Origin of the sequence: Rhodococcus koreensis (assembly GCF_017068375.1) — a bacterium.
GTDB lineage: Bacteria > Actinomycetota > Actinomycetes > Mycobacteriales > Mycobacteriaceae > Rhodococcus_F > Rhodococcus_F koreensis.
This window is the reverse complement of the sequence record NZ_CP070610.1, coordinates 990,365-1,008,669: the sequence shown is the minus strand read 5'-3', so window position 1 is coordinate 1,008,669 and position 18,305 is coordinate 990,365. Positions and strand designations below refer to the sequence as shown.

The following is an 18,305-nucleotide window of genomic DNA, read 5'->3' as shown; positions in this document are numbered from 1 at the left end:
CATAACCACTGTTGCGTTAATCATGGTGGGTCGATAATGTGGCGTGCGTCACCCTAAGAGCAGAGGGCCGGAGCCCCGGCGAGGGAGACCGTTCCGCTCGCAGGCGTCCCCCACGTGTCGACGCCTCCATCCCCATCACACCGCGACGGTGTGATCGACATCAGTGAGCACACCTTGACACAGCAGCCCACCACTTCCGACCGTGTCAGCCCACCCCTGTACGGGCCCGAAATCGTCGCCCGACTGGACCGGCTCCCGGTATTGAAACCACACATCCTGTGGATTGCCCTCATCGCGATCAATTTGATGATCGAGTATTACGACAACGGGCTTTTCATCTACATCGCACCGGCACTGCAATCCGACGCGGATCTCACCACCGGCCAGATCGGCACCATCGGCAGCGCCTTCTTCGTCGGCATGCTCGTCGGCGCGCTCATCGGCGGGCGACTGGCCGACCGGTTCGGACGCCGCACGGTGCTGGTGTGGGCGACAGTGGTCTACTCCCTCGCCTCACTGATGTCGGCGGCAATGCCCGAATACTCCTGGCTCCTGGTCTCCCGGATCATCACCGGCATAGGTGTGCAGGCGGCGACCTCGGTCTTGCTCGTGTACATCGCCGAGATGTTCCCGTCGAAATCGCGGGGACGCTTCGTCGCCATCGCCACGATCGCCTTCACCCTCACTGCCCCCATCCTCGGCGCCCTGTCGCTGTACATGCTGCCCAACAGCGCGCCGGGAACCTGGCGCTACCTGTTCCTCTTCGGCACAATCGGCTTGCTCATCGCCCCCGCCGTCCGTCTGTTGCTCCCGGAATCGGTGCGCTGGCAGGTCGGCCAAGGAGATCTCGACGCCGCCGACAAGCAGGTCGCCGACCTCGAAGGCAGGGCCCGGCACGCGGGTAAACCGCTGCCGGAGCCCGTCGTACGCATCGAAACCGGCACCCAATACACCCTGCGCGAACTGGTGCGAAACAAGAAAATGCTCCGGCTGGTCGCCGTCGTCGGCTTCGGTTGGTTCGGCGCCACGCTCGGGCTCTACATGTATCAGAATTGGTCGGTCTATGTCCTAATCGATTCGCTGCAATACTCCGAGACCGACGCCTACACACTCCAGTTCGTCTGGTCGCTCGTGTATGCGCTCACTCCACTAGTCACCGTATTGCTGATCGACCGGATGGAGCGTAAAACGCTCATTCTCTGGTCGTCGGCGGCTTCGGCGCTCCCGATCCTGGCGCTCGGCCTCGCTACCAGCAATGTCGTGGTCGCCATCGCGGGCGGTGCCGCGGGCATTCTCACCGGTGTCGTGTTTTCCGTCTATTACGCCTACATTCCCGAAACAATGCCCACCGAGGCCCGAGGTCTGGGCACCGGCGTCATTTTCAGTCTCGGCCGACTGGGTGGCGTAATCTCGGGCGTGCTCGGCGCCGCCATCTACAGCGCAGACGAATGGGGTCTCGACCGGTCGGGCCTGATGATCAGCGCAGCCGCGGTGTACATCGTGTCCGCGATCACGGTGTTCGGGTTCGGCCCGAAGACGGCCAACAAGTCGTTGGAAGAAGTCTCGGCGCGCGAGTTGCGACCTGCCGACTGACCACAGTCGCGTACGAGCGGGCCGCCCGGTCTGGAAAGGCCCGGCGGCCCGTTGTCGCCAGGAACCGAAACCACGTTGGAAGGCTGCTCGGCACCGTGCAGATGCCTGCGGGTCGATCCGGGGCGGCGTCGATGTGATGATGGGACCATGCTGACGCAGACGAACGACCCGGGTGGTGCCGAACACACGGCACGCCCGATGCGAGGACCCGGGCGCCCGGTAGGCGATCACGAGGAGAAGAGGGCGGAGCTGCTCAGAGCGGCAACCAGCGTCATCGCCGAGCAGGGGTTCGCGAGAGCGTCGCTTCGAAAAGTCGCCGAACGCGCTGGATATACGACGGGGGCGGTGACCTACTATTTCGCCAACAAGAGCGACCTCGTCCACGCGCTCGCGGAAAGCCGCTTCGACCGGTACGACACACTGCTCGATGCCGTCGCACCGGAGGCAGACATTCGTGGATTGCTGCAGCAATGGCTGGAAATGTCGGTCGGGGAACCGGAATTCTCCCATGTGATGTCGCAACTGCTGGCCAATACGCAATTCGACGCGAAATTGCGGGAGACCATCGCTCGGCGATACGCGAGTTATCGTGCGCGCTTCGCCGACGTTGTCCGGGAAGGCCAGCGGCGCGGCACGATCCGCGATGACGTATCCGCGGTGATCCTCGTCGATCAAATCGGGGCGATGGGTGACGGGTTGGCGATCATCGCCCCCCTCGAGCCCCACAACTTCGGCGCAGACAAGATCGAGCTGATACTCGATGGGGTGATCCGGCTCATCTCTCCGCCGTAGCGGCGATGAGCCGGAGCGAATTCAGCCTCGGCGCAGTTCGTGCTCGAGGACCTTGCCGGTGGCGCCCTTCGGGAGCTCGGCAACCAGTGGAACGTACAGGGAGACTTGTAGCGGCCGGTACTGATTGGCGTACTCGGTCAGCGCCTGCACGTCGGACGGCGCTGCCGGACTTCAGCATCACGAAGGGCTCGACCCTCCTCGCCGAGTATCCTGCGCCAACGAGTCGTTGAAAGCCGACGCTTGGACCTGGGGTGAGAATTTCAAGTGGCGACCTGGTCTTGGTCAACTCTGCTCTGTCGGAATCGGAATGGCCCGAACCGCGGATTCTCACGGTCGGGTCATCAGAGGATCCCGCGATCTTGTCAATATTCTCGACCTCCAGGTCGACCGTGGCGTTTGTCGACAACCAGAGAAACGCTCGGACCTGAACCAACTTGCAGGATTAGACATCCTTGCTGACACCAATTTGAGAAACTGCCACGCTGCTGACACGAAATCGAGACGACTGACATCGAACTCGAGAACCTACACCACCTCCAACAAACCTTCGTCCTGGTCTCGAGTGCTCCGTGTCACTCATGGTGTGCGCACTAGGCACGATAATTTCACGCCGGTCAGTGCCGAGAGCGGGACTGCTCGTCGGTCTGCATCGCCAGCACAGCAGCGAACGCGGTGATCAGCAAACCCAGCAGAAGCAGCACATTCATTTTTGTCGCCCTTAATGTGTCAGCGTGGACCCGTCTGGTGGACCGGTCGTCGGTCGTCGGCATACATGGCCTCGATCCTCGCTTTGATCTCCGCGGTGCTCATGCCGCCGCTGCGCCGCACCGGCGGCGGCGAGGTGATCGAAGACGCCGGAATCATCGAGGCTGTCGTCATGCGCGCCCTGCCTTTCATCGTGTCTGCGGACTCGGCACACCCTGTTGGTGTGCACCTCCGTCACAGTGATGTGACTCGCTTCACATTTTCTGCTGTCAAGGTTGTACCTCACCGACCCTGTCGGCGCCAACCCTTCCCTGCCGCAGCACAGTTGACGCCTTCTGCGCCGCCGAGTCGCGACGCGGCCGGAGGCCGTCTCGGCCACGGGACCACGGCAACTCTCCGGCTACCGCGATGCGCTAGAAATAGGACGTGAACTCAGAGCAGGTATTCGGTGGGGAACCGCAGCGGGTGGGCAGTTTTCGATTCTTCCTGGACGGGCAGCGGTGGGAATGGTCCGATGCCGTCGCCCGGATGCACGGGTACCAGCCAGGTGAGATCGTCCCGACCACCGAACTGCTGCTCTCCCACAAACACCCCGAGGACCACCCGAATGTCGCGCGGCTACTGGACCGGATGATCAGCGCCGCCGAACCCTTCAGCAGCACACACCGCATCCTCGACACCACCGGCAACGTCCACCAGGTCGTCGTCGTCGGCGACCGGTTGCGCGACGACACCGGTGCCGTGGTCGGCACAACCGGGTTCTACATCGACCTCACCGACTCCTACCGCGACGAAGTGAAGGAGTCGGTCGACGAAGCTGTCGCCGAACTCGAACAGTCACGGGCGGTAATCGAGCAGGCCAAGGGAGCGCTGATGCTGGTCTACGGTATCTCCGCCGACCGGGCGTTCGACATCCTCATCTGGCGCTCCCAGCAGACCAACACCCGGCTACGCATCCTCGCCGAACAGATCGTCGCCGGATTCGGCCAGTGCGAATCCGGCGCGAGTCTGCGCACCCAGTTCGACCACCTATTGCTCACCGCCCACGAAGGAGCCCCGCGCCCGGTGTAGACGGCGGCCCCGGGTCGGGGTCGTCACCCCGCAGAACCGGGACCGGAATGTCCGGATCAAGCACACGGACGTCAGGCGCAGTGTCCTATCAGCCGCCAGCCGCGGTGGGCGGCTGCGTAACCGGCGGCCGCGCCGAGGCACGCACTGGTAATCAGGCCGGCCACCAGGAACGGGATGGGGTCCACCGATTCCATGCGCCCGGCGCCAGACCCGACGTACCCCGTGGTGAAGCGCACCGGGTACGACAACCACCAGGCGAACAAGCTGGTACACACCAGGCCCGCGCCGAGTCCGAGGGCCGTTCCGATCAATATCAATGTCCGCACAAGATCAACTTCGCGATCACCAGCTGTGCTGTTACCGCGGCGCCGGCCCGAGTGCCGTGGTAACACCCTCGGCACGGCATATTCCGTCCCACCTGCCCGGAATCGCCGGTCGAGGTGCTCCGAAAGCGATCTGCAGAGCAAAAATTGTCCTCAGCTGGCGTTTTGCCGAGACGCTGCGGACACTGACGGTGAGGCACTCACTCCACTCCCCCGCCGGCACTGCGCCCACCAGAACGATCTGCAGCAACCACCCGTTCGCATGGAGTGCGCGTGCCCGCAGCAGCGGAATCAGGTGTGATTAGTAGCCCCTCTTACGCGTGATTACCGCCCAGTCAGTTCGTGGAGGTACCCAGGCCCGCACCGTTGCTCGCCATAGGTGAACACCCCTCCATTCCATTCCCTCCATTCCATTCCCTCCCTCCACTCCATCCCTCCACTCCATCCCTCCCTCCCCGGTGGCTGACGCCGAGAAATCGCGTGCTGTCGCCGCGGGCGATGGACGGACGGGCCCGGCCCAGGATGGTCGTTGACCTCGACGATTCGTCTTGGAATAGCCTGCACTCATGGCCGCACGGAAGACCACCCAGCGACGCTCCAAGCCCAGACGAGCCAGCGCCGCGCCGCTGATACCCACCCCGGGGCACGGGGAGCAGATCTGGATCCTCGACGTCCCGTACCGGGCATCCGCGCCCGGTGCCAAGTACTACAAAGCGCTCAAAGCACATGCCTACATCGGCACTCAATTGCCCGACGAACTCACCGCCTACGCGTCGAAACCGTACTCGTACGCTCGCTGGGTCGAAGAGGACCTCAACGGCGTGCGGCAACCGGGCGCTACTGGTTTCCACAAGATACCGCGGCCCGAACAGGCGGACGCCGCGAAGGCGATCGCGACGGCCTTTCACCACGGCAAGCGCGGATTCCTGTTGGCCGACGAGCCCGGTGTAGGCAAGACCGGCAGCGCAATCCTCGGCGCGAAAGCTGCGCTGAAATTAGGGGGCGGCGACACCGTACTCATCACCGTGGACCGGCCGGCCCAGATCACCATCGCCGCGTGGCGCGACGCCCTCGCTGCGTTCGGCGACGGAGGCTATCGGTTGCTGATCATCTCCCCGGACCAGCTCAAGAAGTTGCTCGGACGCAACGGCCAACCGAAGTACTCCTTTTCCCTCATCATCAATGACGAGGCCCAGCAATTCAGACACCTCACCGCCCAGCGCACCCAATACCAGCGGCGCATCAACCGCCTCTCCGCATCACCAGAGAAGGCGCCGTTCGTCATCACCGTGACAGCGACGCCGGGTCATCACCCAGGCGAATACACCTACTTGTCTTCGCTTTTCGCGCAACTGCACGATGACCCGCCGGGCGAGTGGGCCGATCTCGGTAAGAAACTGGTCGAGCATGGCCTACCCCTGGCTCCCGGGTGGGACAAGGGCAAATGGGACTGGAACGACCAAGCAAAAGGCTCTCAGCGGCTGCAGCATCAGGCCGTCACCCGCGTCCGAAAATGGATGACCGAATCCGACCCGCCCGTCATGATGCATCGCGACGCGCCCTGGGGGCCACCACCTATCGACGGCCTCCCACTCGACTTCACCGCCACACAATGGGCTGCCTACCACCAGGACTGGAGTGAGTTCCGAAGCGCGATGAGAATCGCCCGCCAGGGGAACGACACCGCCCGCGGCCGTGCCGCTCTGATGCGGTTCCGACAGAAGGCAGGCATGCTGCGAGCCCCGCAGACCGCCGAGCTGGTAGCCGCACACGTCGAACGCGGCTACCAGGTACTCGTCGCCGTCGAATTGGTCACCACGGCCGCCGACCCGGTAGCCAACCTCCTGGAGGAGCACGGCATTGGCGTCTCGCGCATCTTCGGCGGCGGCGATCTCGAGACGGAACGCATCAGATTTCAGCGCGGCCACAACCCGGTCGTGGTGTTCAACACCGCATCTGCGATCAATCTGCAGGCCTCCGAGTTGATCGTCGACGGTTCCCGCGCCTCATCGGCACGTCGCATCGGGTTCTTCCACCAGCCTCGCTACTCCGGAATTACCGCACGCCAAACGATGGGTCGTGCGCATCGCGACGGGCAGGTTTGCTCATGGTCACTCCTGTTCGCCGCCGGAACGGTGGAGGAGCAGGCGGCTCGGATCATGATCAATCGGCTCATGGTGACATCAGCCAGTGTCGATGGCGATCTCGGGGGGTTCGGAAACCTCGCCCGACTGTTCGACGCAGACTGGCTTCCCGAAAGCATCTTCGAGTAGGAATGATGCCTGGACCAGGGACCTCTGCAATCGAGAGCGAGCGGATGTACATAACCCCGCAAGTGTGCTCACAGTTGGGTGTCCACCTTGGTGTGGGCCGCCGAGTAACGACACAAGGATGGGTCGCTACCCGATGAGCGGGAGCGCAACCAGACCGAGGATCGGCAGAGAGTTCGCCGCCGTCGATCTTCATCAGTTCGAGGGGCGGAGAGACGGCGATGGTGAACGCGTGCGCGGCCCGCGGGTGGTCCTGGCCGGTCTACAGCCCGAACCCGCAATTTTCCATACGGGACAACGTCATTGCGCGGATCGCGCGGAGGGGATGGGTCAGTGCGGGGTGCCGCCCGCGGCCAGGTAGGTGTCGATGGCCTGTTGCAGGCGGTCCAGGGCCGCGCCGTAGGCGGTGAAGTCGCCGGTGCGTTGCGCCTCGCGCAGGTTGGCCAGGGCGTCGTTGAGTTCGAGGACCGCGGCGGTCAGCTGGTCCGATGCCGCCGGCGGCGGGGCGGGCGGGGCGCCCGGTGGGGGCGGCGCCGGCGGTTGCCCGCCGGGAGGTGGTGGTGTGGTGGCGTCGCCGCCGGGTGCGGTGGCAACGGCGCCGGTGCCGGTGCCGAAGACCTGGTCGAGGGCCTCGGCGAGGGTGGGGGCGTACCCGATCCGCACCCCACCGGTGCCGGGTTCGCGGTAGCTGACCAGGACCCGGGCCAGCTGCGGGAACGTGGAACTGTTGGGCGTGCTGGTCAAACGTTCGGTGAACACCGGTTCGACATAGAGAATGCCGCCGTCGGCGATCGGCAGGGTCAGCAGGTTGGCGTAGTAGATCCGGTTGGACCGCTCGAGCAGGGTGCGCTCGGAGGCGACGCGGGTGTCGGAGATCATCGAATTCTGGGTCTGCCGCGGGCCCTGGGTCTGGGTGTCCGTCGGCAACCGCAGAATGTCGATCCTGCCGTAGTTTTCGGGGTCGGAGTGCACCGAGAGGTAGGCGGAGAGGAATTCGCGGTTGAAGCCGACCATGGCGCTGGTGAGCCGGAAGGACGGGGCCGCGGTACCGGCGTCGCCGACCAGAACGTAGTACGGCGGCTGCTCCCCACCGGTGTCGGCGGTCGGATCGCTGGGCACCGACCAGAACGCGTTGGTGGTGAAGAACTCCCGCGGATCATCGACGTGGTACTTCGCCAGCAGGTCCCGCTGCAGGCGGAACAAATCCTCGGGGTAGCGGAAGTGCGCGCGCAGCTCGGTCGGGATCGCCGTCGGCGGCTGCACGGTGCCGGGGAACACGCTCATCCACGCCCGCAGGACCGGGTCGTTCTCGTCGACCTGGTAGAGGGTGACGGTGCCGTCGTAGGCGTCGACGGTAGCCTTCACCGAATTCCGCACATAGGACACCTCCTCGCGGGCCAGGGTTCGGCCGGCGTCGTTCACGACCGGCTCAGCGAGTGAACCGACCTGCGAGTACGGGTAGTGCGCGGCGGTGGTGTAGCCGTCGACGATCCACACGATCCGGCCGCCGACCACCGCCGGATACGGGTTGGAGTCGGTGGTCAGCCACGGGGCGACGTGTTCAACCCGGGCGGCCGGGTCCCGGTTGAAGATGATCTTCGACTCGGACCCGATGGCGCCGGAGAACAAGATGTTTCGCTCGCCGTACCGGGCGGCGAACGCCAACCGGTTGACCCAACTGCCCACCGGCACCCCACCGGTGCCCGTATAGGTGTACTGGGCGGTGTCGGTGTCGTACTCGCGCGGCGGCGCACCCTCCGGGCCTCCGACGATGGCATAGTCCGGGTCCGCCTGCGCGATCACCTCACCGAAGTAGATGCGCGGTTGCTCGACCGGGATCACCTGGTCGCCGCCCACCTGGGAGGCGATATCGCTGACCGCATAGATCGGATACCCGCTGTCACTGCTCGCGCTCTGCCCGGCGACATCGCGGACGGCGGCGTTGACCCTATTGGCGGGAGCGGCGATGAACCCGTTGCCGTGGGTGTAAACGGTGTGCCGGTTGATCCACTGGGTCTGGTTGCCGCTGAGGCTGTTCGGGGAGAGCTCGCGGGCCGCGACGATGTAGTCGGTGAGTTGTCCGTCGATGGTGTAGCGGTCGATGTTGAGGTGCTCGGGAAAGCCGTAGAAGTTCTTCAGCTGTTGCTGCTGGGTGAAGGTGCGCGAGAGCACGGTCGGGTCCAGCAGGCGGGCGTTGGCGATCGTGGTGACGTCGGCGGGAATGTCCCGGGGCGACCGGGTGCCCACCCCGGGGTAGTCGAGGTAGTCGACCCGGTCCGGGCCGATTCCGTAGGCCTGCCGGGTCGCGGCGATGTTGCGTTCGATGTAGGGACTCTCCCGGTCGGCGGCATTCGGGCGGACCGAGAACTGCTCGATCAGCGCCGGATAGATTCCGCCGACCAGGATCGCCGAGAGCACCAGCAGCGCCGTGGCCATCGCCGGGATCCGCAGGTCCCGCACCGCGATCGCGGCGAAGAACGCCACCGCGCACAGCACCGCGATCGCGACCATGATCAACCGGGCCGGCAGCACCGCGTTGATGTCGGTGTACCCGGCGCCGGTGAAAGTCGGTTCCTTCCGGCCGCTCCACAACAAGGAGTACCGGTCGAGCCAGTAGGACGCCGCCTTCAGCGCGATGAACGTGCCCGCGAACACCGCAAGCTGGATGCGCGCCGGCCGGGACACCTCGATGACGTGGTCCTTGCTCGGTGCCAGCCGGATGCCGCCGAACAGGTAGTGGGTTCCCAGACCGATCAGCAACGCCAGGAACACCGCGATGAACAGCCACGCCAGGATCAGCCGGTAGAACGGCAGATCGAAGACATAGAAGCCGATGTCGTACCCGAACTCCGCGTCCACGGTGCCAAACGCGCCGCCGTGCAAGAACAGTTGCACCGTCTCCCAACTCGCCTGCGCGTGCAGCCCGAACGGCAGCGCCAGCAGCAATGCGATCCCCACCGTGAACGACCGCGGACGGCGCGACACCACCTCCCGGTACCGCTCGACCGGATCCTTCGCCGTGCTCGCGCCCGAGGCCGCGAACAGTGGGCGGGACCGGTACGCCCACACCACGGCCGCGAAGATCACCGCACCCACCAGCAACGTCACCGCCGTGAACAGGATCAGGCGGGTGACCAAGACCGTCCCCCACACGCGACGGTAACCAACCTCACCGAACCACAGCCAATCGGTAAACCCCACGACCAGACGCGGCCCGATCACCAGCAACGCAATGAGCGCCATCGTCACCATGATCATGACCCGGGCCCGCCGCGGCAGCGCCCGCATCCGGTCGGACGGTTGCATGGCCACCTCCCACGGGTCGGCTCACGAGCAGCCCCGCCGCGGACCACCTCGCCCGATCCAGCGAAGGCGTCCGTATCACCCCATTCTAGGCGGCGCCGGGCTCATCCTGGCCGGCGCGCACTCGGCATCGGATTGGGCGAAGTGGACCCGCGAGTGGAGCGCCGCCGGGTTCGAGGGCGCGGCTCGTCGCCGGTTCCTCCTCGGCCGGTGACACATCGCGGTGACCGTGATCGGCAGAACCGTGGAAACGACCGTCAAGGGCACCCTGCCACTCGCCGGCCGAAACACGCCGTCCATGCGCATCAGCTGGCTGCAACGAGAGCGTCGGTGCGGGGAGGCCGTTCGCCGGCTGAGGTGATGGCCCGTGCAGCGATTCGCGTGGTGCAGGATTCCCCGAAGGTCGTCGAAGCCGATCGTCAGCAAACGCTGCCGATCGGTTCTACCGGTCAGCAGGCCGCGGTCGGTCAGGGCGTCCAGCCCAGCCACCAAGACGTCCCCCAACTCGGCGGGTCGGCCACACCTCACCCATCAATGGGGCTACTACTCGCCCTCCCGAAACGCGGACAGTCGGAGCGTCATGCCCAGTGGACTAGAACCATTCCGCAGTCGTTGTCGTTAAGCCCAGCCGCCGTGGTGAGCGCGATCAGTGTCCGTAGCGGTAACGGCAGGCAGCAATGCGGATCTGATGATCGACAATTTTATAAACCAGCCGGTGCTCATCGGTGATACGCCGGGACCAGTAGCCCTGAAAACCGTGCTTGAGGGGCTCGGGCTTGCCGATTCCGTCGTTCCCGTTGCGTTCGACATCCTTGAGTAGTGTGTCGATCCGCTTGACGATCTTCCGATCCTGCGCCTGCCACCAGACGTAGTCCTCCCACGCAGACTCGTCCCAGACAAGTTTCATTCAGCCAGATCCCGGACAGTTCCCCCGCCGGACTCCAACCGATCGATCGACGCCAACAGCCGGCGGGCGTTCTCCGGACTCCTGAGCAAGTATGCCGTTTCCTTCAACGACTCATAGTCGTCGAGCGAAACCATCACCACCGGCTCGTGACCCGCCCGCGTGATGACGATTTCTTCCCGGTCATCGACGACGGCGTTGAGGACCTCGGCGTACCGCGCGCGAGACTCCGAGTAGGTCATGGTTCGCCTTAGCACACCTCCGTTATTACGTACAAGAAATTGTACGCAACCCGACATACTTCCGCAGTCCAAGGGGACGACCGGTGTTCGCCGACGACTTCGACGACACGGTTCAGCTTCGCGTCCTGCGCCGGGGCAAAAGCAGCCGGTGCGGGCGCCGATCTACCAATCGAGCCCGGCTACTCGACGAAACTCGACCGGGACAAGGACGGTATCGCCTGCGACAAGTGATGCGGCGTCAAAATCGCGTGACGTCGTGCCGTGGTCGACGGTGCGGGTCACAGGGGGCACAGGGTTTGCCGGGTCCGGTTCCAGAACGGAAACAGTTCGGGGCTGCCGGCGTCCGGGTGTTGCCGTTGCGCCTGGTCGATGAATTCGAGGACCGTCTTTCCGGTGGTGTGCGAGAGTGCGCAGGCGTCCAGACTCAGCTTCGCCGACGCCACGAACCCGATCCGCTCGGCGTACGGGCCCAGGACCCCGGAATCGACGAACGGAGCGAGGCCTGTCCCCCACCGGTTGAAGGCGGACTGCAACCCGAAATCACAGGGCTGCCCGAAGAGTTCACTGCACGTCGTCGGTCCGCCGTGGACCATGACCGCGGTATCGGGCAGCGGGCGCGGCGGCTCGGGCGAGTCCGGCCGCGACGCGACCGCCCACACCACCAGCACCGCGGCGCCGACCACCAGGCACACCAGCACCGCCTTCAGGACCTGCTTCATCGCTCACTCACCTCGTCACACACCTTCATTGCACCACTCCTGCCCTGCGGCCGACCCGAAAAACCGGTGGACGGCAACGAGAAAGCCGGAACGCGAGCGCTGTCGTGGGTCATCGGCGGGTGGATCCACCTCATAGAGGCCGCTACAACCGTGCGCGGCCGGCGACCTCAGATGCGAGGTCCCGCCATCGGTCCGCACCGGCGGGGGTCAGTTCCGCTTCCGCGGCGCCCGTTCGAGACTGTTGAGCTCATCGAGAACCCGGTCTACGGCGGTGGTCGGAATCCGTAAGTCTGTGCCCTCCGAGACCCGGAGGCGGTCGCGGACGTAGGCGAGCATGGCGAGCTCACGCTCGACGTCGGCTACGTTTCGCTCGCTCACGGTCTTAGCATCCCACCCCGGCGGAGTGCGAGTAGGAACTGTGCCTCCCGCGTGGCGCCGAGCAGAACGCCGACAACGCAGCGCGGACCACCGCTCCGCCCTTGCGGGACATGGCGTCACTCCAGTCGACACCCATTGCATATCGAGCGAATGACACCAAGTATCGGGCGGGCGGCGCACACCCTTAGACGATCCGCCCAGGCCGGGTGCCAGCTCGACCAGTGTCGCAAGGGACGGGATCGCGGAGAGAGTGCCACCCTCTCACCGGGCGGTCAGTGACCCGCCCGCACCGCGCCAGTGGACGAGGCCACCGCTCATGTTCACCGCGTCGAAGCCGTTCTCCACCAGCAGGTTCGCAGCCCCGGCCGAGCGAATTCCGCCGGTACAGAAGGTGATGAGCAGACGGTCGTCGGGGAACTCCAGGCAGCGGTCGAGCCGTTCCTCGAGTGGCGCGTGCACGCGCCGGGGATGTGTACCCGGTTCCACTCGAACTGGCGGCGGACATTGACAACGAGGGCACCGTGTTCGACGAGGCGGACCGCCTCCGCGGCGCTGATCGCCGGCGGTCGGCGCAGATAATCCTGAGACTCATGCGCTGCGCGCCTCCTGCCGCAGGTTGACCATCGTGAGAGGGCCGCTGAGCACGGGCACGAGCGCACCAATGCGGGTCCGGGTCGTCAGGCCGCGACCGAGCAGTGCCGTGACGGCGACGGACAGGTAGAGCGCACCGTGGATCGGGCCGAGGACTCCGGCGACCGCGGCGTCGTGCACGGTGCCGAGGTTGGCCAGCAACCCCAGGACGCTGACGGTCTCGAGTGCCGAGAGCACGGCCAGCGTGCGCAGCAACCCGGTCATACGTAGCTCGATCCGGGTCGCGCGATCATCAGCACGACGACGACCACCCACAGCAGGTTGAACAGGCCGGTCACCATGCCGAGGCGCCGGAGTTGGGTTCCGTCGTCGGGTGTGGTGAGCGCCTGTTGTTGGAGCGGGGCGATTTGCAGGGCGAGCAGTCCACCGGCGATCGCGGTGAGCACCATCGCGACCACGAGCCAGACCTCGCTCGTGCGGCCTTGCACGGTGGCGAGGAGAAGGCCGACGACCGGGACCGCGATCGCCAGGACGCCGTAGAGGCGGGTGATCCGGTGCAGCACCCGGGCGGTGTTGATGTTCCGCTCGATCTGCTGCGCACCGCCCACTGTGGCGGTCACCGGCGCGTGCCGGGGGAACAGGCTGGTGGCCACCGCGACCGGGCCCACGAAGAGGATGCCCGCCACTACGTGGAGGGAGAGCAACAATGATTCCATGACCTTCAGCCTAACTGAAGGTTGGCGGGTGAGGTGTCAGTCAGTCGCCGACATCACCCGCACCGTGTGCGCCCGCAGCGCCTCGGTCAGCTCGGGATGCTGCGCGGCGAACTCGTCATCGAGACGGGCCACTACCTCGGCCGCGCGAGCCAGCAGTGATTCGCACTCCGCCGTGATCCGCAGGGTCGAGGCGGCCCCGGCGTGCGCGGTCGAGTCGTCGACCAACCCGGACTCGACGAACGCCGCGACCGCCGTGTGAGCGCTCTGCACGGTGATGCGGGAACGCCGAGCGAGCTCACTGAACGAGATGCCCGGCGTCCCGCGGATGTGCCCCAACAGCCCGTACTTGCGGGTAGTCAACCCGAGCGGCTTCAAACCGTCGGTGAATGCCGCCTCCCACACCCGGCTCACCGTGAGCAGCGTGACCGTAGGACTGAAAGGCGGAGGCTGCGACATGGGAGCAGGCTACCCACACCGCACCACCACAGCTCGATTTGTGGGCGAACCGTCGATTCCCCCCTCAGAGTTCACGCCGAGAGAAGCCGAAGTCCACCCCGGCCCTGACCAGCCTCGCCGGTGCCGGCGAAGACCCGACGCCGGCACCGCTGACGCGGACAACCGCACCGCACGGCGCCGAAGATCATCGTCCCGCAGGCTCATAGCCTCCCTGGCAGGATGGCCACACTTTGGAACAGGGCAATGTTGCGACTCACGCGACCGGCGTCGCTACCTGAGCATCACGGAAGGCTCGCTCGAGCTCGGCCGAAATCCGCCGCGGGACAACACCTCGTGACCCTCGCTGATCGCCCACTCACGAATCTCCTTCGGCGACGTCTTCACCGGAGCCTCACTCCCCACTTCCCTCGTCACCGAGACCCATTTTGACCCAGTTGTGCAGGGTCGGCTCGGAAATCCCGAAGTCTTTCGCGATCCCGAAGCCGTTCCCCGAAGAGTTTCCGCCGCGACGTGGTCGCCGCAACCGCGAAGACCCGCTGAGCCAGTGCAGCCCCCTTCGATCATTTGTCATCGTGCAATCTATCCGGTGGGGATTTCGCAAAGTTGCGACGTTAATTCGGAAAGTAGATGCTGACAATCTCAGCAATACAAACCGGCTTGTCGGCATTCTCGCGTTCGATCGTGACGGCCGTGACAACCTGGACGCCCGAGGGAACGGTTTCAACGTCTGCTATTTCAACCGCAGCCCGAATCCGCGAGCCGACGGGGACGGGTGCCGGGAATCGAACCTTGTTCGACCCATAGTTGATTCCCATTCGGACGCCGTCGACAACGTAGACCTCCCATACAAGCATCGGGATCATCGAAGTCAGCAGATGTCCGTGGGCGATGGTGGCACCGAACGGTCCGTCAGCAGCCCGTGAGGGATCGACGTGAATCCACTGGTGGTCACCCGTCGCGTCAGCGAACGCGTCGATTTTCTCCTGTGTGAGGGTGTGCCATGACGAGTAGCCGATCGGGGTGTTCGCCACCGCGTGCAATTCATCGATTCCGTTGAGTGTCTTCATACTTTGGGCCCTCCGGCGACGTAGAGAACCTGCCCGGAGACGAATCCGGCTCCCTCACTGGCAAGGAATGAGATCGCGTGTGCGATGTCGTCGGGGACCCCAACTCGGGCGACGGGGATGTCGGCGGCCGCCCTCTTCTTGAGATCGTCGAATTTCATTCCCATTCGCGCTGCCGTCGCGGCTGTCATCTCGGTCTCGATGAAACCGGGAGCAACGGCGTTGGCGGTAACGCCGAATTTGCCGAGCTCGAGGGCAAGGGTTTTGGTGAAACCTTGCAGCCCGGCTTTGGCTGCGGCGTAGTTCGCTTGACCGCGGTTTCCGAGCGCCGACACGCTCGAGAGGTTGATGATTCGTCCGAAACCGGCCTGAGTCATGTGTCCCTGAACCTCTCTCGTCATCAGGAACGAGCCACGCAAGTGGACGTTCAGGACGGTATCCCAGTCGGTGGCCGACATTTTGAACAGAAGATTGTCGCGGGTGACGCCAGCGTTGTTGACCAGAACGACCGGCGCTCCGAGCTCCGTTGTGATCTTATCCACTGCTTTCTCGACACCAGTTCCGTTGGAGACGTCTGCGCCGACAGCAAGTGCAGTGCCTCCGGCCTGAGTGATCGTGTCGACCACGTACTGGGCGGCGGCCTCCTCGAGGTCGAGGACGGCGACAGCGTGGCCGTCTGCTGCGAGCCGCCGTGCGACGGCGGCGCCGATTCCCCGTGCAGCACCGGTAACGATTGCGGTACGGCGGTGTTCGGGATGAGGTGATGCGTTCACGAGATGGGGTACCTCTCAAGGATTGGATCGATGTGACTTCGGGCCAGGAGAGCGTTCGAGGATCAGTGCCATGCCCTGTCCTCCGCCTACGCACATGGTTTCGAGGCCGAACTGCTTGTCATGCGTCTGCAGTGAGTTGATGAGGGTGCTTGTGATCCGCGCACCGGTCATGCCGAACGGGTGGCCGATGGCGATGGCCCACCGCTGACGTTCAGTCACTGTTCGCCGACACCGAGCATGAGGTCGTCGATGGCGCTTGGATCGAGTGCAGGTACATTCGCCAACGCGGCCGTGACCATCTGGAGGGGGAGGTCATCGAGCCGATTGTCCTTCAATGGAGCCCTTGATGGCTCTTCCGATCGACGAACGTGCAGTGGCGACGATGACAACTTCAGGCTTGGTTGTTCCTCGAATCGGTGATTGCTGTACGTGGAAGAAGGTGGAGGCGAAGGTTCAGCCGGCGCAGCCGGAGATCCCGCCGTCGAGCGGAATGATGGTGCCGGTCAGGTAAGAGCCGGCACGGGAGGCCAAGAACCGGACCGTGCCGATCAGGTCGTCGGTTTGTCCGTAGCGGCCCAGCGGGACGCGCTCAAGCAGCTCTGCCTCGACCTCTGGATCCGCCGCGACGTGTCCGAGCATGTCCGTCAAGACCGGTCCGGGGGCGATCGCGTTGACGGTGATGCCGTCGGAAGCCAGTTGCTTGGCTAAATGGTGGGTGAGCATGTGCAGCCCGGCTTTGCTCGCACTGTAGGAGTAGTTCTCCCAGCTAGGTGTAGCCAAGGCATCCACGCTGCCGATGTTGATGACACGAGCGGGCCGGTCGGGGCGTGCCGCATTGCGAAGAAGCGGAAGCGTTCCCGTGATGAGGTAGAACGGAGCGACAAGGTTGGTGTTGAGCACCTTCGTCCAACCGATGAGGGGAAACTCTTCAAGTGGCGCACCCCAGGTGGCCCCGGCATTGTTCACCAGGACGTCGATGCTTGTCAGGTGCTCGCCGAGCCAGTCGACCAGACCGGTCACCCCTTCGGCCGACGACAGGTCACTGGCGACGGGGGTGCAGCGTCCTGCCGTTCCCGCAGCGTTTGCCTCGGCATTGATGGCTTCGGCCGTCGCGCGGCACTGTTCTTCCTTTCGGCTGGTGATGACAACGTGGGCACCACCCAGTACCAGGCCGCGGGCGATCGTGGCGCCGATCCCTCGTGAGCCACCGGTTACGACGGCGGTCCGCCCGGCGACAGAGAAGAGGGTGTCGGGCGCCGGTCGCACTTCTGAGGTGGTTGCACTATTCATGCCATCTACGCTAGGTCCGCATTGGCTTTATCTCTTGGGGGGCAGCGCACTTCGCTTGCATCGCGCGCAGCAGACACGCGCAGACCCGGGTCGTCGAGCGGGCCCGCGGGCCGCTGATTCAGTCGTTTGCGGATGCCGCAGAACGTGTGTCGGACGGGCGCTCACCGAAGGCCCGCCGGTACGCATTACTGAAGGTGCTGAGGTCGCCGAATCCTGAGGAGTATGCCACCTGAGTCACGCTCTGGTGGCTCCAGCCACGGTCCTGCAGACGCAACCGCGCCAACGCCAGACGCTCCTCTCGGATGAGATCCGACGGTGTTGTCCCAATCCGCTGCAACTGGGCCTGAACGTGCCGGAGCGACCAGCCGAGGCGCGCCGCTGCCACGGCTCCTGTGAGGTTCGGGTCGTGCGCATTCTCTCGAACAAAGCGCCGGATGGCGGTGACCAACCCTTCCTGAACATCGACGGAGGGGGTGGCCGTGTCTGCGTTGTAGGCGAGTGCCACGAGATCGACGATTCGGTCGGCTATCGCATCGAACTGACTCCCGGTGAGCTCGTGCCGCTCCCTGCGCAGACTACTGACCACGTCGACAACGATGCGTCCCAGTCCAGATGTCGCATCGAGGACGGTGCCAGCCTGCGGCAGTGTCGGCACCCGCGCCTCGATCCGGTCACGTGGAATCACGAATGCAACAGAAGAGAAGCCATCACCATGGCGCAGAACAGTCGCGGTGTCCAGCGATGTGAGAGCCATGACCGCCGGTGTGATCGTGGCTTCACGACGATCCTGCTCGAGGATCACTTCGCCCCGGACCGGTAGAAGCAGTTCGTAGGCGCCATGTGGATGTCGACGGATGTCCGCTGCCGTGCGGGAGAGGACCTCCGCTTCGCCCCACCAGCGAACTAGCTGGTACGTGTCCGAATGTTGATGCTGAAGGGTTCCCTGGTAGCTGTCCGCAAGGGAGAAGGCCATCGGACAGTGGATCGACGAGACCTGATCGCGCCACCAATCACCGCGCTCGCGCTGGTCGTGCTCGTTGCTGCGCAACGTATCGACGGAATACAACGTCAGAGCACCTTCTCACACCGGTATGCCGAAACTGCGACTCGTGCCA

Annotated in this window: 20 protein-coding genes and 2 pseudogenes; 5 read left to right on the top strand and 17 right to left on the bottom strand. The window is 64.8% G+C overall.

The window, feature by feature from the left end; all coding sequences use genetic code 11:
* Positions 1 to 150: 150 nt before the first annotated feature.
* Positions 151 to 1,593, top strand: coding sequence for an MFS transporter (locus tag JWS14_RS45530; protein ID WP_241031817.1), 1,443 nt, complete (start codon positions 151 to 153; stop codon positions 1,591 to 1,593).
* A gap of 147 nt (positions 1,594 to 1,740) precedes the next feature.
* Entirely contained in the window at positions 1,741 to 2,385 is a 645-nt protein-coding gene (locus tag JWS14_RS45525; protein ID WP_206016762.1) for a TetR/AcrR family transcriptional regulator, read from the top strand.
* A 21-nt stretch (positions 2,386 to 2,406) separates the two neighbouring features.
* Here the strand turns inward: JWS14_RS45525 and JWS14_RS51340 are convergent, their stop codons facing one another.
* Both JWS14_RS51340 and JWS14_RS45520 read right to left on the bottom strand, forming a co-directional pair.
* Positions 2,407 to 2,535 carry a hypothetical protein gene (locus JWS14_RS51340; protein ID WP_005570151.1) on the bottom strand — a complete coding sequence of 43 codons (129 nt, stop codon included), beginning with the start codon at positions 2,533 to 2,535 and terminating at the stop codon, positions 2,407 to 2,409.
* 576 nt (positions 2,536 to 3,111) lie between these two features.
* A complete protein-coding gene (locus tag JWS14_RS45520) occupies positions 3,112 to 3,264 on the bottom strand; it encodes a hypothetical protein (protein ID WP_005570150.1) in 153 nt (50 codons plus the stop codon).
* 252 nt (positions 3,265 to 3,516) lie between these two features.
* On the opposite strand from JWS14_RS45520, the gene JWS14_RS45515 reads away from it, so the two are divergent.
* Positions 3,517 to 4,161: a PAS and ANTAR domain-containing protein gene (locus JWS14_RS45515; protein ID WP_095869556.1), complete on the top strand. Its 645-nt coding sequence runs from the start codon at positions 3,517 to 3,519 to the stop codon at positions 4,159 to 4,161.
* A 71-nt stretch (positions 4,162 to 4,232) separates the two neighbouring features.
* On the opposite strand, the gene JWS14_RS45510 is transcribed toward JWS14_RS45515, so the two are convergent.
* Positions 4,233 to 4,487, bottom strand: a complete 255-nt coding sequence (locus tag JWS14_RS45510) for a hypothetical protein (RefSeq protein ID WP_206016761.1) — start codon at positions 4,485 to 4,487, stop codon at positions 4,233 to 4,235.
* 743 nt (positions 4,488 to 5,230) lie between these two features.
* Here JWS14_RS45510 and JWS14_RS45505 point away from each other — a divergent pair.
* Positions 5,231 to 6,757, top strand: coding sequence for a DEAD/DEAH box helicase (locus JWS14_RS45505; RefSeq protein WP_241031816.1), 1,527 nt, complete (start codon positions 5,231 to 5,233; stop codon positions 6,755 to 6,757).
* A gap of 327 nt (positions 6,758 to 7,084) precedes the next feature.
* On the opposite strand, the gene JWS14_RS45500 is transcribed toward JWS14_RS45505, so the two are convergent.
* The 3 genes from JWS14_RS45500 to JWS14_RS45490 all read right to left on the bottom strand — a co-directional run bounded on the left by JWS14_RS45500 (position 7,085) and on the right by JWS14_RS45490 (position 11,203).
* Positions 7,085 to 10,060 (bottom strand): UPF0182 family protein, encoded by a 2,976-nt coding sequence (locus JWS14_RS45500; RefSeq protein WP_206016759.1) that lies wholly within the window; start codon positions 10,058 to 10,060, stop codon positions 7,085 to 7,087.
* Positions 10,061 to 10,703: 643 nt separating this feature from the next.
* The gene (locus JWS14_RS45495) at positions 10,704 to 10,964 is read right to left on the bottom strand and encodes a Txe/YoeB family addiction module toxin (protein WP_206016758.1); all 261 of its coding nucleotides are present in this window, start codon (positions 10,962 to 10,964) and stop codon (positions 10,704 to 10,706) included.
* On the bottom strand, positions 10,961 to 11,203 hold the full coding sequence (locus JWS14_RS45490) for a type II toxin-antitoxin system Phd/YefM family antitoxin (protein WP_241031815.1): 243 nt from the start codon (positions 11,201 to 11,203) through the stop codon (positions 10,961 to 10,963). The genes JWS14_RS45495 and JWS14_RS45490 overlap by 4 nt, the downstream gene beginning before the upstream one ends.
* 39 nt (positions 11,204 to 11,242) lie before the next feature.
* On the opposite strand from JWS14_RS45490, the gene JWS14_RS45485 reads away from it, so the two are divergent.
* A complete protein-coding gene (locus JWS14_RS45485) occupies positions 11,243 to 11,434 on the top strand; it encodes an excalibur calcium-binding domain-containing protein (protein ID WP_164065325.1) in 192 nt (63 codons plus the stop codon).
* 47 nt (positions 11,435 to 11,481) lie between these two features.
* Here the strand turns inward: JWS14_RS45485 and JWS14_RS45480 are convergent, their stop codons facing one another.
* The 11 genes and pseudogenes from JWS14_RS45480 to JWS14_RS45430 all read right to left on the bottom strand — a co-directional run bounded on the left by JWS14_RS45480 (position 11,482) and on the right by JWS14_RS45430 (position 18,256).
* A complete protein-coding gene (locus tag JWS14_RS45480) occupies positions 11,482 to 11,922 on the bottom strand; it encodes a hypothetical protein (protein ID WP_206016756.1) in 441 nt (146 codons plus the stop codon).
* Positions 11,923 to 12,129: 207 nt separating this feature from the next.
* Positions 12,130 to 12,300, bottom strand: a complete 171-nt coding sequence (locus tag JWS14_RS45475) for a hypothetical protein (protein ID WP_005563647.1) — start codon at positions 12,298 to 12,300, stop codon at positions 12,130 to 12,132.
* Between the two features lie 261 nt (positions 12,301 to 12,561).
* Positions 12,562 to 12,875: pseudogene (locus JWS14_RS45470) on the bottom strand (rhodanese-like domain-containing protein).
* Positions 12,876 to 12,888: 13 nt separating this feature from the next.
* On the bottom strand, positions 12,889 to 13,155 hold the full coding sequence (locus tag JWS14_RS45465; protein ID WP_169695331.1) for a hypothetical protein: 267 nt from the start codon (positions 13,153 to 13,155) through the stop codon (positions 12,889 to 12,891).
* A complete protein-coding gene (locus JWS14_RS45460) occupies positions 13,152 to 13,607 on the bottom strand; it encodes a hypothetical protein (protein ID WP_206016755.1) in 456 nt (151 codons plus the stop codon). The genes JWS14_RS45465 and JWS14_RS45460 overlap by 4 nt, the downstream gene beginning before the upstream one ends.
* A 36-nt stretch (positions 13,608 to 13,643) precedes the next feature.
* On the bottom strand, positions 13,644 to 14,063 hold the full coding sequence (locus tag JWS14_RS45455; protein ID WP_206016754.1) for a MarR family winged helix-turn-helix transcriptional regulator: 420 nt from the start codon (positions 14,061 to 14,063) through the stop codon (positions 13,644 to 13,646).
* 611 nt (positions 14,064 to 14,674) lie between these two features.
* Entirely contained in the window at positions 14,675 to 15,130 is a 456-nt protein-coding gene (locus JWS14_RS45450) for a MaoC family dehydratase (RefSeq protein WP_005563656.1), read from the bottom strand.
* Positions 15,127 to 15,900, bottom strand: a complete 774-nt coding sequence (gene fabG, locus JWS14_RS45445; RefSeq protein ID WP_005563657.1) for a 3-oxoacyl-ACP reductase FabG — start codon at positions 15,898 to 15,900, stop codon at positions 15,127 to 15,129. Before fabG ends, JWS14_RS45450 begins: the two co-directional genes overlap by 4 nt.
* Before the next feature lie 15 nt (positions 15,901 to 15,915).
* Positions 15,916 to 16,115, bottom strand: a pseudogene (locus JWS14_RS45440) (hypothetical protein); the annotation flags it as partial.
* 238 nt (positions 16,116 to 16,353) lie between these two features.
* Entirely contained in the window at positions 16,354 to 17,190 is an 837-nt protein-coding gene (locus JWS14_RS45435; RefSeq protein ID WP_206016753.1) for an SDR family oxidoreductase, read from the bottom strand.
* A gap of 118 nt (positions 17,191 to 17,308) precedes the next feature.
* Complete coding sequence (locus JWS14_RS45430; RefSeq protein ID WP_206016752.1) at positions 17,309 to 18,256, bottom strand: helix-turn-helix transcriptional regulator; 948 nt, start codon at positions 18,254 to 18,256, stop codon at positions 17,309 to 17,311.
* Positions 18,257 to 18,305: the final 49 nt, after the last annotated feature.